Below are 14400 nucleotides of genomic sequence, written 5' to 3' on the forward strand. Positions count from 1 at the left end.
CTCATTGGCGCATAAAAAAGCCCCCACTTTGTGAAAAGTGAGGGCTTTGGATCTTTGCTTTTATTAACCGTATCGATTAGTTACGGATCAGATAATCAAATGCACCTAAAGCTGCAGTTGCACCAGATCCCATCGAAATGATGATTTGTTTATAAGCACTATTAGTGCAATCGCCAGCAGCAAATACTCCTGGTACGTTTGTGGCACCATGGCTATCTACAACGATTTCGCCAACGCGAGTACGTTCAACCATGTCACCTAACCAATCTGTATTCGGAACCAGACCGATCTGTACAAATACACCTTGCAATTCGATATGGTGAGTTTCTTCTGTTGCGCGATCGATATAAGAAATACCATTTACCTTATCAGTTCCGGTAATTTCTTTCGTTTGCACGTTCTTAAGTACAGTAACATTAGGAAGGCTGTAGAGACGGTCTTGCAGTACAGCATCTGCTTTGAGCTCTGGAGCAAATTCCAGAACCGTGACATGCTTCACTATACCCGCAAGGTCAATAGCTGCCTCAATTCCAGAATTACCGCCGCCGACAACGGCAACATCTTTGCCTGCGAATAAAGGACCATCACAGTGTGGGCAGTAGGCTACACCTTTATTCTTGAATTCAGCTTCACCAGGCACACCCATATTGCGCCAACGAGCACCTGTCGATAGAATGACCGTCTTACTCTTTAGAACAGCACCGTTCTCGAGTTCAACTTCAATTAATTCATTCTTATCTAAACGTGTAGCACGTTGTAATTTCATCACATCAATGCCGTACTCTTTCACTTGCTCTTCGAGTTTAGCCACTAGCTGAGGACCTTCAATGTAATTCACACTGATAAAGTTCTCAATACCAAGTGTGTCGTTAACCTGTCCGCCTAAACGTTCAGCAACAATACCTGTGCGAATCCCTTTACGTGCCGCATATATTGCTGCACTTGCGCCTGCTGGACCACCACCAACAACAAGCACGTCGTACGGTGCTTTGTTGTCAAACTCTGATGCATCCACAGTACTACCCATTTTAGCTAGAATTTCTTCAACCGTCATACGACCACTTTCGAAAAATTCACCGTTAAGGTATACGCTTGGAACAGACATAATTTCTTTGCGCTCTACCTCTTCTTTGAACACTCCGCCGTCAATCATCGTATGTGTAATGCCAGGATTGAAGATACTCATTAGGTTCAATGCTTGTACAACATCAGGGCAATTATGACAGCTTAGGCTGACATAAGTTTCAAACTTATATTCGCCACTAATGCCTTTAATCTGATCAATAACACTTTGCTCCACCTTAGGAGCTCTTCCGCTAACCTGCAACAGAGCCAACACTAATGAAGTAAACTCATGTCCAAGCGGAGTTCCAGCAAAGGTTACGCCCGTATCTTCACCCACACGATTTACGCTAAAGCTTGGGGTTCTAGGGAGTTCGGTTTTTTCTACCGAAATCCTAGCTGACATTTTGGCAATTTCATCAACCAGCGCTTCCATCTCTTGCGAGGCTTCGTCTGTGCCTGCACTGATTTTCAGTACTACGTCGCCTTCCAAGAGTTCTAGGTATTGCGCTAGTTGAGCTTTTATTTCTTGATCTAATTTCATTAGCTTTCGCTCCTTAAATCTTACCTACAAGATCCAGACTTGGTTTAAGAGTTTCTGCACCTTCAGACCATTTAGCTGGGCATACTTCACCTGGATGATTGCGTACATATTGTGCTGCTTTGATTTTGTTAACAAGTGCACTAGCATCGCGACCAATACCACCAGCATTAATCTCAACGGTTTGGATAATACCGTCTGGATCAATGATGAATGTACCACGATCAGCAAGACCGTCAGCTTCGATCAATACATCAAAGTTGCGGGAAATCACATGAGAAGGATCGCCGATCATGATGTATTTTACCTTGCCAATAGCTGCGGAGCTTTCATGCCATGCTTTATGTGTAAAGTGAGTATCTGTGGAAACGGAATATACTTCAACACCCAATTGTTTCAGGGTTTCATATTGGTTTTGCAAATCTTCAAGTTCAGTTGGGCATACGAATGTAAAGTCAGCTGGGTAGAAGCAAACTACACTCCATTTACCTTTAAAGTTTTCTTCTGATACATCGATGAATTTCCCATCTTGAAATGCGCTTGCTTTGAAGGGTAGGACTTCTGTTCCGATTAGTGACATATTATTTAAATCTCCTTTAAGTTTTATTTTTTGTGAGCACAATATTCAAATCTGCAAACATCACATATCTGAATACTATTTGTAATTATTATAATTAACCAAATTAAGGCCTGTCAAGTTATTTATAATAATTCTAATATGATAATCGTTGTCAGTCGCTAAATGTTCATAAATTATCATACTTATGAGCTAGTATGGGTTAGTTTTTACGTTTTATGTAGAGCAATTTCTACAATTCAAAGTCATCTGCTATAGAATTAATAATAGTTAAGGATTCCTTTGCTGCCTTTTGGTTAGAAGATCGATTTCCATGATATGTAATTAATGCTTTCCATAAAGCCCATCCTCTTGCTCTGTTCCAAGTCCCTTCATCCATCTTTAATACATCCTTGAATACCTTTCTGCTATCCTTATCAAAAAAGTTCCAAGCCATTGCCGCATCACAAGCAGGATCGCCTACCCCCAAGATTCCAAAATCAATGACGGCGCAAATCCTCCCATTCTCAACCAAAATATTCGCTGGCGCAATATCACCATGAACCCAAACCGGCTGCGAATTCCGCTTAGAATCTAATGCCGTCTCCCAAATTTTTTTCAACTTACCTTCATTAAAAATATCTTTATTCTGTTCCAGTGCGTGTCTAGACTCTTCATCATATACAGCTAAAGATCCACCTCTATAGAAATTATGCGCTCCTGCTAAAGGTCCTCCACTAGCCTCAATAGATTGTAATTCGATTAAAAATGCTCCTAAATCTCTAGCGACTTGATTAAGATCATTAATATTTTGATACGTTAATGTTTCACCCTCTACCCACTTATTGATAGACCAAGGCCATGGATATGTTTCACTAGGCTCCCCTTTAGCTAATGGTGTTGAAATCGGTAGTGTAAGTTCTTTAGCTAAAATAGGCAACCATCGTTGTTCTTTCTCCACTTGTGGAGCGTAAGCTGCCGCACTGGGTAACCTCACGCTCATATGCTCGCCTAAATGAAACGTTCGATTATCATGCCCACTGCATTTTACCGGTCTAATCTCTAAACTGGACCATGCGGGAAATTGTTCATTTATTAATCTCGCAACTAAATCAACGGTAATTGTATTCATAAGACCCTCCCTATCCTAAGTTTTACTAGCCAATTTCGTAAGAGACATCTAATATTATGTTAGTCTTACTAGTATCTACTTGCAATCTCTGCATTTAGATCAGTCACAAAAGGGACAAGCTAAGAAAGAAGCAGTTGAAAGGTTTTTTAACATAATATAATTACGAGGAAGAAGGGTGTTCCTTAATGACAAATAGCAAAACGAATCCTAAGGTAGACGGATTTTTAAGGAAAGTAAAACAGTGGCAGGAAGAATACGAGACGTTGAGAAATATCGTCCTTGATTGTGAATTAACCGAAGATTTTAAGTGGATGCATCCTTGTTATACGTTAGAGAACAAAAACATAGTCTTAATCCATGGATTTAAAGAATATATTGCGCTGCTGTTTCATAAAGGTGTCTTATTAAAGGATACCCATGGGATTCTGATTCAACAAACGGAGAATGTTCAAGCAGCACGCCAGATTCGGTTCGCCAATGTTCAAGAGATCCTAGAAAAAGAAAATATCATAAAAGACTATATCTATGAAGCCATCGAAGTTGAAAAGGCTGGCTTGGAAGTAGAATTTAAAAAGAACACGGAATTCAGCATTCCTGATGAATTTCAAAATAAACTCGATGAAATGCCTGCCTTGAAAACTGCTTTCGAAGCTTTGACGCCTGGACGACAAAGAGCCTATCTTCATCATTTTTCTGAACCCAAGCAGTCCAAAACTCGAGTCTCTAGAGTTGAAAAATGGATGCCGCAAATTCTGGATGGAAAAGGATTAAATGATTAATGTTATAGGAAGAAGCAACCTTAGAACGGTGGGAAATCCGAACTGAGGCTGCTTCTTCTCTTTTTTACTAAGACAGAATTATTCTATTTCAGGTAGGTTCCTGTTACTCCAATTCCACCGCTACCGTTCAATACATAGACTCTCGCATTTCCTTTTCCGGAGCATTCCAGTGTGATTGTGCCGTTAGTAACGGTTTTGGTATCGCCAGTCACCGCATCCACGTAAGTTCCATTCGGAATTCCGGTAAATGTCGCATTTCCTGAGATCGTAACTAATGCAAAGCTATCAATACCACTGGTGCTGTCGGTGTATCTTCTTTTAAATGCCAAATCACCGGATACATTTTCTGTGGAATATTGACCTTTTTGCAAGGCTGGAACAGCTCTTCTGATTAAATTAAGCTGTCTGATATGTTTGGCCAACGGATAGTTCAATGAATCGGCAAGTGTGCCGGTTGCGTTTGTATATTTACCGTAGTCCTGAACCGTAACGCTACCCTCGATATGATCTCCGAAGTAAGCGCGCCCTGTTGAGCTGAGCGGAGCATTTGGACCTACATCGATGACTGAACCTTTTTTAAATTCAATTTCTGAACCATAATAGATCGCAGGGATTCCTCGGAAGGTGAACATCAGGGAGAGATTCTCAGCCCAAGTATCTTGTGTTCCTGCAAACCGTTGATTCTCAGGTGCTTGGTCAGGTGCATAGTCATGAGAGTCAACATAAGTTACATTCCAGGTCGCATCGTTATAGAATTGATCCCCACTCCTCATACTGAAGGCTTCCTGTGCTGTCTTGAACGCCCAATGCATTGGAAAATCAATGACATCCATACCGGATTTCATCGAATAATCAGGCGCATGATAATTATTGCCGAGTAAAAATGCATTGTTCGAGGTTGGCTGTCCTGTTGTAGTAGAGTTATCCGCCCACTCTTGTTCTACCGACAGCTTATTGGAAGCGTAGTCATTTTGTCCATCACCCGGATAGGCTTTCGAGCTTTTCCATGTATAGAATGGCGTCGATATTGCCGGGATTCCACTGTTCCACACATCTCTGTACCGAGTAGCTACTTCCCCAAAGACAAAGAAGTTGGAGCCCCCTCTTGTTTTCCAAGCAGGAACAAAGTATTTGTTAAAAATATACCGGCTAACATGCTTCACAGTATCGACCCGGAAAGCATCAACACCCATGTCGATATATTGATTATAGCTGTCAATTAGGTACTGATTCACTACAGGGTTTTCTGTGTTCAAGTCTACGGCATCTCCTGCAATCTGTCCTGTCTGCACGGTATAAGATTCCCAGGAAAGACTTTTTTCGGTATGGTACATGTTATTGTTGGTGTCCGCATTTTTCATGATGGCGAGTCTTGCCTGATATTGTTGATCAGGGGTCATCGTATCGTAGTTGGCTGGCAGTTTATCCGTAATTTTGATCATATTATTCACGGTGTCGGCTGCGGCTGGATCTTTTTTGAACATAGGTAACAGATTCTCTTCCCCAAAATTACCGGTATGATTCACGACAATATCCTGAATGACCTTTATCCCTTTGGCATGAGCCGCATTGATTAATTCCTGATAAGAGGCTCCCGCTGATTCGTACCTTGGATCTACTTTGGAAAAATTAATCGCATGGTAGCCATGATAATCATACCCGCTGGCATTCTGCACCACTGGTGTAATCCAAATCGCACTGAATCCGAGCGCTTTGATGTAGTCGAGCTTTTGGATCAATCCCTTAAAATCCCCTCTCCAAGCTGGGTCTGAATCCGGATTCCCCGCCTTAGCATCATCCCATGAATGCACATTGTTACTCGGATCACCATCATAGAATCGTGAAGTAATTACGAAATAAATGGTGTCTTCGCGGAAATCGCCTTTATTTCCAATCGTGTAGACGAAGCTCTGTTTCGTTTCATTTCCCGCACCGTCGACGACTAGGAATTTCAGTGTTGTCGTCTTATTAATGAGGATGGACGGTCCTGCCAGAGCCGTTAAAGCATTTCCTGAGATGTAGACTTTTGAGTTAGCCGTTGGTTCCGTACCATTATCCGTGTAATATGCGGTGGTGGTTGCCGCTTTGTTATCTTTTATATTAAAAGATACGGTTACTGCAGAGCTTGAATTTCCAACAGGTAAATTCGCTGTAATCGTTGGCGCTTGCAGGTCGAGATTTAGGTCAATAACATAAGCAAAAGTGCCTACGCTGCCTGCTTGACCTAAGGAGTTCACACCAAAAGCCTTGATAGTCATAGTAGAGACTACTTGGATTGGAGTCGTGTATAAGGTAGAAGATGTCATAGGTGTCGACCCGTCTGTTGTATAGTAGATTTTATCGCTGCTACTGAGACTGGAAAGCTTCACGGTTTGAGCAGAATCATATGTCTTAGGCGTAGGAGAGACTGAAATCACAGGGATCTTCGGAATTTCTGGATTTGCGTCATACCACACATTATCCGAGGAATACCAGCCCTCTTTTACACTGCGGGACAAGTCGGCGGTCTGTTTGCCGTTGCCATCATTAAAGATAAGGCTTGTGCCAGAGGCGTTGGCAATAGTATAGCTGTACCAGTCATTCCCATCCGATTTCATCAGAATTCCCGGCCAAGCTCCGCTTGTTGGAACCGTCGTCGGACTCAGATTCCAGTAATGGATTCGGATCGTTGAGCTCCAGCTTGCTGGTTTCTTAAAATGAACCGTTAAGCCAGCCGAAGTTGGCGTTGGTGCAGGTGTTACGGTTGGTTTTGGTGTAGGTGTTGCGGTAGGTGTTACGGTTGGTGTTGGTGTAAGAGATGCGCTAGGTGTTGCTGTAGGAGTCACTGTTGGCGTTGATGTTGGCGTTGATGTAGGTGTTGCGATAGGTGTTGGTGTAGGAGTCACTGTTGGCGTTGATGTTGGTGCTGCGGTAGGTGTTGGTGTAGGAGTCACTGTTGGCGTTGATGTTGGTGCTGCGGTAGAAGTTGGTGTTGCTGTGGCTGAAAGAGTTAGATAGTCGATATTGATATTCCCAGTATCATCCGAGTCATATTTGTAGGCGATTGAATTATTGCCTGCCTGTAAAGAGAGCGTTTCAGGTTGGTCACCCCATGCATCCCAGCTTGCCAAATTCGCTAAAGTGGTCTGCTTTACCTTTACACCATTTACATAAATGGAAACGATCTTAGCACTGCCAGACCCATTGGCGTAGTGGAGCGTGGCATTATAGGTACCAGTCGCGGAGGATTGAACACTAAAGGTGGTTGTTGCTCCTATGGTTGTGTATCCATCCACAAAACCGGTGCCAGTATATCCGGTGTGATTCGTATTTATTTTGGCGCCACCTGACAAGGCTGCGTTCTCAGCTTCGTATTTACCAGCAACCGGGACAACAACCGTCCAGTTCTTCCCTCCGTTGCTATCCCAACTATCTGTCGGGGCCGTAATATGATAACAATAAATGAGTGTGGCGCCTTCCTGAACATTGAGGTTGGCCGTAAATGTGGTTCCATTTTTAGTCATAACCGTATCGGCAATATCCGTCCAGTTATTCGTGGTCCAATGCAGTGTTACAGCAGATGCTGTGGAGTTCGTGTAGGAGACTGTATAATCAGTATTGCTGGCTGAAGCCCCGCCGGATAAACCAAATAAACTAAAAATAAGCGAAAAAATAATCAACCAAGAAACAAACCGCCTAGATTGTTGTCTTCCCAAGTAAATAACCTCCTCATTATTTAGGTGCAACCACTTGTGCAAACGTTTGCAAAAATAAGAAAAAAAGAGACTTTCTAACTTATCAAATCCCTCCTTCAAAGAAAGTATGGAGAAACTTCATTGTATGCGTTTACAATTAGACCTTTTGAGAAATCCTCAAGTTCCAAATCACTCCATATCTAATGAATTTTCCCTGTTTATGATTATAGGCTCCAACCTTTTCCAGGTCAATGCATCTTTTAGGCTAAAAACATAAAAATTTTAAAGTCTAGATATAAAAATACAATCGTTTTCATTCATCAGTTGTTCAAACATATCAAAATCTTAGACTACCGCTATTTATAGAACTAGGCTAATTATATCGTTGCTGATGAGGAAGAAGCTGCTTGGACAGCTTTTACACAATCAATTGCAACAACTAACGCAATCATGATTGCCTCCATCTCCTCATTTAGTATTTGAACCTTGTAGCTATCGCCCCAAGTAAACCACTCCTTGTTCACTTTACCTATGACTACACCGTACTGCAAGACCTGAAAATCCATGTCCCACCAGTTACCATGTACCTCAATGTCAGCCGCATGAATCGTATAGTGCGCTTTAATGAAAGTAAACTCTTTCTTAATCGTTAACACCTCTCGACCATTGACCTCAACAAAAAACTTCGGTAAAAAACTAAATATCTTCTTCGTAATAAGTCCGACTTCATCTCTTGTGGTATTCGTAATGGAGAACGTCTTTGGTATTTGCATAAAACTGCCCTCTACATAATAGACATCCTGCTCCTGCTGATTCTTTACCGTAAATTTACCACTTAGACTAAATACCTTCTGCTTTATATAAAGTTGCTTCATTCCAATGCCTCCTTCGATATAAGCATATTATTTAAGCGCAGTACTTCCGAAATCAGTTCTCGGGATCATGTACTTTAGTCACCCATCCGTGTTTGGGATGGTTCTAAAACTTCCGTTTATGATACGGAAGACCCACGCCTTCTTCACAATACTGTTTAAGACTGTACAAAAAAATAGCCCAGTTATAATTACATAGGCGATAAAATGCGGTTACATTCTCCCAATTCATCTGACGAAAATTGATTGAAGTCTTCCCGTTTTTTTCCTCTAAATTAAAAGAAATTGTCGTACCTATCCATTCTGGATCTGAATCAACACATTGCCACAAAATCTTTTTATCGGTAACAAGCTCATCAACTCGCATCTTTGTTAAGCCTTTGCCGCCGAATCGGAACTCGTTTATACAACCGATCTGATCATTGACTATTAGTTCATTTGTCCATATTTCTGAAAGTCCTTTTGCAGTGGTTAGTGCTTCATATACCGTTGAAGCCGGAACATTCACGGTCTGCAAGTGCTCGATATTTGCCATATAGTGCATTCCCCTTTTTCATAAGGATTTAATTTATGTAATTATTTGTATGCGAATATTATACCATGGTACGGTTGATTTGATTGCTTAGTCCATAACCTTTGTTAATTTTTTACCATTTGAAAACAAAACATCGATTATGATTTTTTTCATGTGGTATATCAGGATTCCAATCCACAGCAAAGGATTCATCACCGAGTTGTTTCATGTTATCTGCTCCTTATAGTTTCCCGCCGATTTCTTATAACGTCTTATTCACGAAATTACTGAATTATACTGCCTTTTACTTCAATAAAACGGCAGCTGATCCTCTGATCGGCTGCCTTCTTGTTGCGATTGAACTATCGTGTCCCGTTAGCGTAATGGAAGATTGTTATTTTCGCTACGGATAACACGGAAATCACTCGCTTTATATCCGTCTGTATTAGCTTTGAAAGTAATTTGAACTATATCCGAGTTAGAATCTTGTGTCATAACTTCCCCTTCAAGTACGCTCATAATTTTAAGACGAAGTTCAAAAATTAGGATCTCATCCAAGCACTCCCGTTGAATGTCGACGTTATATTTAGTTGATGACTCCTCATCGTAAGCTTCAGCACAATCCATTACTGTAAAGTTGGTGACCCCTATTATCAAAATCAAAATTAGACCTCTCCACCACATGAGAAATAACCCCCGTCTATTTTTGGTTATTTTCCCCCAATCGATTATTAAACTATCCTACCCGTTGGCATAACATTAACATAGCATACTGATACATAGGTTCTATCCATCAAATGAATATAGAAGAATCAATTAGTGAAGGACGATTCTATAAAAAAATGGAGCTACATATTAGTTATCTAATACGTAACTCCACTTATTATCATTAGCTTCTATTAGTAGAATCTCAAGCAATGGTCTCCATTAAAAATTCGATCACCGGGTAAGAGATCATATGCCGATCACGGTAAATCGAAGTAATTGCCTCTGGCTGTGTGCTAAGGACACCCTTTTGTAGAATGGCTGCTTGAAAACCTCTTTCTTGTGCACCGTTAATAGTAAAGGTTACGCAATGTTCTGCGGCGAAGCCCGCAACGATGATGAATTCAACACCATGTTCACGTAGCAGTTGTTCCAAATCCGTTTTCCAAAAAGCATTAGAGAATTCTTTCGCCATCTGGATATCCGTGGGTGCAACTGTAATTTCCGGTATACTATTTCTAGCTTCTGGATCCGTATCTGTATTCGCCCCTTCCATGTCTTGTATATGGATAACGATTTGGTCCTTCGCACGAAGTAACCCAGACACATGATTAATATATTCACAAGCCTCACTTACATTTAATCTCTCCATATGATCGTGTAAGAAAAGGTTTTGCATATCAATAATTAGGAATCCGATTTTTATTTTGAACTACCCCTCTCAGAACAAATCTAGTTTCTATATTAATCTGGATGTAGATTCAGTTCAAGGGAATAAATGAATTAGACGATTTTGTACAATAGCATCATATGTTACGCCACGCCTCTTCATTTAGTTCGTTATTAATGCCGACCCCAGCTAAGGAGCCCATAGAAGCGGCAATAATGGCTTGATGAAGATGTGTTGTTGCATCACCGGCACTATAAACGCCTGGAACGTTCGTTTTACCGAGATTATCGATGATTACTGTTCCTGTTTCTGTGAATTCACAACCAAGGGCTTGTGGCAAATCCGACCCGATCATAAGCTTCGGTCTAAAAAATATCCCCGTACATACTATGCTAATACCATCCTTCAACACAACTTGCTGCACCATGCCATTGTCAGATTCGATCGACTGAATCGGTGAGTCATAGACAGGAATGTTATGTTGATTTAGCTCTTCGCGTTGTGCATCCGTCAAGTCATCAGATCCATTAGTACATATGGTTATCTTTTTCGTCCAACCAGATAACACTCGGGCCATATGCGTTGCATCGGCTCCCTTAACAATTACGACAAGAGGCTGATCTCTTAGTTCCCATCCATCACAATAGGGGCAGATAAAGGCGCTTTTACCATATACGTCTTTGAGTCCCTTAATATCCAACGGGAGGTCTTTCATCCCTATGGCGAAGAGCACCTTTTTACTTTGAAAGGTCTGACCCTGAACCGTCTTAATTTGAAAATCACCATCGGTTCCCGTAATCGATATGGCGGTATCTTCCGCAAAAGTAACGGAGTGATAGGCACTAATCTGCTCCTTCGCAATTCTCCTGAATTCGCTTGGACTTATAGAATCTCTAGTAAGAAAGCCATGCGTTTCTCGAGTCACCCTATTACGTGCGCGACCTTCATCAATCACAACCACACTTTTTCTTGCCCTGCCTAGCACCAGAGCAGCATTTAGACCTGCCGGTCCTCCACCGATAATTACACAATCATGAGTCATCCTAATTCTCCCTTTCGCTTTCAATTTATATTAAAGATATTAGAGACTTACGTTATCCATTATGGATTTAAAAAAAGAACACTCCATAATCAGGAATATTACACTCGACTCTTTAATTAAAGACTTTATGAATCTATAATAACTTCAATAATTCTAAAAGGCAAGGATTTTTCTATTTAATCATTGCCCTCTTGGAATCCCAGCTAGATTACCGCAAAAGTGTAGTAGCCCATAAAAACAGCTTGTTGTCAGGATTAACAAATCCCTTTTTATTTTTATCTAATGTCGATATTTGTTTCATTTCCTCATCAGATAAACTAAAATCAAAAATTTCCAGATTCGCCTTTAATCTTGCAGGATTAACCGATTTGGGAATAACTCCAACATTGCGCTCAATGTTCCACCTTAACATAACTTGAGCCGTTGTTTTACCGTGTCTTTCAGCAATGCTTGTTAATATAGGGTTATCGAATAAATCTTTATTTCCATGTCCAAAAGGACTCCACGCTACATGTTGGATATTCTTATTCACCATATAATTATGCAAATCGGGCTGCTGTAAAAACGGATTCGTATGAATTTGATTTACAGCAGGGACTATTGAGCCATGCTTCAATACATCACTCAGGTGCATTTGTTCAAAGTTAGACACACCAATGGCTCTAATTTTACCCTCTTTGTACAATTCCTCTAATATCAACCAGCTCTCAACATATTTCGGGGATGGCCAATGGATCAAATAAAGATCTATATAATCTGTTCCCAGTTTTTTCAAACTCATTTCAAAAGCCTGTTTCGTTCTTTTACCATGATCTGAATTCCACAGCTTTGTTGTAATAAATATATCCTTTCGATTTACACCTGATTTTTTAATTGTACTTGCAACAAGTTCCTCATTATGATAAAAAGCGGCGGTATCAATATGCTTATATCCATTTCTCAATGCCCAAATGATTGCATCTTCGTGTTCATTTTTCATTTGGTATACACCCAATCCGACTTTCGGTAACAAAACTCCATTATTTAACAAGTAATTTTCCAAAGAATAATCCTCCCATACACTATTATTTTATATCAGCAGAGTCAGTCGATTCTGATAGCATTCCAGCAGCTTCGTTCTATTCCTTGAATAAGCTCTGGTGTCTCAATTATTTTTCCATGTTGAATTTCTTTGAAGAAGCTAACAAATGCGCCATAAACAATACAGATTAATGCATTTGAAGGAAGCGAGCTGAACACCTCTCTCTCTTTGCCACTTTCTATGATTGCGACTAAAAAATTCATAAATCCATCAAACACGCTCCGGCTCTTCTCATTTAAATAATATGACTCTGCATGTGAATCTATAAATAGCAGCGCGTATATATTGCTTTTTGCAAATCCGACCATTTGATAAAACACATGGCGAAATTGCTCACGAATTTCATTTGAGTTTGGAAAATCAGTTTTAATGGTCTCTGAAAACTCCATCACTACTTTTTGAAACAATGAATTAACTAGTGACTCTTTACTTTCAAAATATCGATAAATTGTTCCCGCTCCTACTTTTGCCGCTTCCGCAATCATTGGAACAGTCGTTCCATCATAACCTCTTTCTGCAAATAATTTTAAAGCCGCTTTATAAATTTCCTCTTCCTTGTTTGTAGACAATAAGAACACCTCTCCTTCTTGCGGAATGAATATTCATTCTTCTTCACAATAAAACTCCTTTATAAAAAAAGCAATCAAAATATTAGAATTTTTTTCCTATAATTTAAAGATGAAAAGACAAATAAGGATGTCTCTGAAGTATTTGCTTCAAGACATCCTTAAGTACAATTTCATAATAAGCCCTATCAATAAGGGATGCTGTACTTTCAATTAGAGCACTACCGGCCGGATTCTGCCGTCTTCCTCATAATGGAGCTCCGTAAATTTCATACTGCGTTTATGGTCCACACCGCCAGACAGCGATGCGTCATGATAGAACAAATACCATTTCTCGTTAAATTCCACAATAGAATGATGGGTCGTCCAGCCAATGACTGGATTCAGGATCGTTCCTTGGAAGACAAAGGGTCCGCAAGGCTTGTCACTCACCGCATAGACGATCTTATGGGTTGTGCCAGTAGAGTATGAGAGATAGTATTTCCCTTTATACTTGTGCATCCATGGACCCTCGAAGTATCTCCTGTCTTCATCACCCGCAAGGATTAATTTCCCTTCTTCATCAATAATGGTGATCTCCTGAGGATCAGATTTGAATGTCAGCATGTCTTCACTCAGCTCACCCACCCAAGGACCGTAAGCCGGTTCCTCTGGGCCCTTTTCTACCGCATCTTGTTGAAAAATACCGTCTTGCCACTTTTCTAATTGTCCGCCCCATAAGCCTCCAAAATACATGTAGGCTCTTTCGTCCTCGTCCACGAATACGGCTGGATCAATGCTGAAGCTCCCTTTGATATAGCTTTCTTGAGCCTGGAAAGGACCAGACGGAGAAGTTGACGTAGCCACTCCGATACGGAAAATCCCCTCCTTGTCACGGGCCGGGAAAAACAAATAATACATCCCCTGCCGGTACGCGGCATCGGGCGCCCACATTTGCTTCGAAGCCCAAGGCACATCCCGAAGATGAAGTGCCTCTCCGTGATCTACACAGGGAGATGTAGGATCTTCCAAGGAAAACACATGATAATCTTCCATTGCATACTGGTCACCATTATCATTCGTAGGTCCATCATGGTCGATATCATGGGATGGGTAAATATACAGCTTGCCCTCAAATACATGAGCGGAGGGATCGGCTGTATAGAGATGGGTAACTAACGGTTCATTTTTTGTGGCCATAATAGGACTCTCCTCCTGATTGAGATT

Annotated in this window: 13 protein-coding genes; 1 reads left to right on the plus strand and 12 read right to left on the minus strand. The window is 40.8% G+C overall.

All coding sequences use genetic code 11. From position 1 onward, the window contains the following. Window positions 1-76: 76 nt before the first annotated feature. The 3 genes from ahpF to ACN6KS_RS26835 all read right to left on the minus strand — a co-directional run bounded on the left by ahpF (window position 77) and on the right by ACN6KS_RS26835 (window position 3291). Window positions 77-1606, minus strand: coding sequence for an alkyl hydroperoxide reductase subunit F (ahpF, locus tag ACN6KS_RS26825; RefSeq protein WP_440960836.1), 1530 nt, complete (start codon window positions 1604-1606; stop codon window positions 77-79). Between the two features lie 13 nt (window positions 1607-1619). Beyond that, complete coding sequence (ahpC, locus tag ACN6KS_RS26830; protein WP_042192019.1) at window positions 1620-2183, minus strand: alkyl hydroperoxide reductase subunit C; 564 nt, start codon at window positions 2181-2183, stop codon at window positions 1620-1622. Window positions 2184-2412: 229 nt separating this feature from the next. Next, entirely contained in the window at window positions 2413-3291 is an 879-nt protein-coding gene (locus ACN6KS_RS26835) for an aminoglycoside phosphotransferase family protein (RefSeq protein WP_094874691.1), read from the minus strand. A 185-nt stretch (window positions 3292-3476) separates the two neighbouring features. Between ACN6KS_RS26835 and ACN6KS_RS26840 the strand changes: the two genes are divergently transcribed. Next, complete coding sequence (locus tag ACN6KS_RS26840) at window positions 3477-4070, plus strand: YdeI/OmpD-associated family protein (protein WP_094874692.1); 594 nt, start codon at window positions 3477-3479, stop codon at window positions 4068-4070. A gap of 83 nt (window positions 4071-4153) precedes the next feature. On the opposite strand, the gene ACN6KS_RS26845 is transcribed toward ACN6KS_RS26840, so the two are convergent. From ACN6KS_RS26845 to ACN6KS_RS26885, 9 genes are all read right to left on the minus strand, one after another. Further along, window positions 4154-7765, minus strand: coding sequence for an alpha-amylase family glycosyl hydrolase (locus tag ACN6KS_RS26845; RefSeq protein ID WP_440960837.1), 3612 nt, complete (start codon window positions 7763-7765; stop codon window positions 4154-4156). Between the two features lie 356 nt (window positions 7766-8121). Beyond that, window positions 8122-8619, minus strand: a complete 498-nt coding sequence (locus ACN6KS_RS26850) for an LURP-one-related/scramblase family protein (protein WP_440960838.1) — start codon at window positions 8617-8619, stop codon at window positions 8122-8124. A gap of 103 nt (window positions 8620-8722) precedes the next feature. Then, window positions 8723-9151, minus strand: coding sequence for an SRPBCC family protein (locus ACN6KS_RS26855; RefSeq protein ID WP_440960839.1), 429 nt, complete (start codon window positions 9149-9151; stop codon window positions 8723-8725). Between the two features lie 354 nt (window positions 9152-9505). Continuing rightward, complete coding sequence (locus tag ACN6KS_RS26860; RefSeq protein WP_440960840.1) at window positions 9506-9814, minus strand: hypothetical protein; 309 nt, start codon at window positions 9812-9814, stop codon at window positions 9506-9508. A 226-nt stretch (window positions 9815-10040) separates the two neighbouring features. Then, window positions 10041-10541, minus strand: coding sequence for a cysteine hydrolase family protein (locus tag ACN6KS_RS26865; protein WP_094871721.1), 501 nt, complete (start codon window positions 10539-10541; stop codon window positions 10041-10043). A 100-nt stretch (window positions 10542-10641) separates the two neighbouring features. Then, window positions 10642-11547: an NAD(P)/FAD-dependent oxidoreductase gene (locus ACN6KS_RS26870; RefSeq protein WP_440960841.1), complete on the minus strand. Its 906-nt coding sequence runs from the start codon at window positions 11545-11547 to the stop codon at window positions 10642-10644. Window positions 11548-11755: 208 nt separating this feature from the next. Beyond that, window positions 11756-12589: an aldo/keto reductase gene (locus ACN6KS_RS26875; RefSeq protein ID WP_094871725.1), complete on the minus strand. Its 834-nt coding sequence runs from the start codon at window positions 12587-12589 to the stop codon at window positions 11756-11758. Window positions 12590-12630: 41 nt separating this feature from the next. After that, window positions 12631-13197, minus strand: coding sequence for a TetR/AcrR family transcriptional regulator (locus tag ACN6KS_RS26880; protein WP_094871726.1), 567 nt, complete (start codon window positions 13195-13197; stop codon window positions 12631-12633). A 210-nt stretch (window positions 13198-13407) separates the two neighbouring features. Beyond that, window positions 13408-14373 carry a glycoside hydrolase family 43 protein gene (locus tag ACN6KS_RS26885; protein ID WP_440960842.1) on the minus strand — a complete coding sequence of 322 codons (966 nt, stop codon included), beginning with the start codon at window positions 14371-14373 and terminating at the stop codon, window positions 13408-13410. Window positions 14374-14400 lie beyond the last annotated feature (27 nt).

The organism is Paenibacillus nitricinens, assembly GCF_052056485.1.
GTDB lineage: Bacteria > Bacillota > Bacilli > Paenibacillales > Paenibacillaceae > Paenibacillus_AQ > Paenibacillus_AQ nitricinens.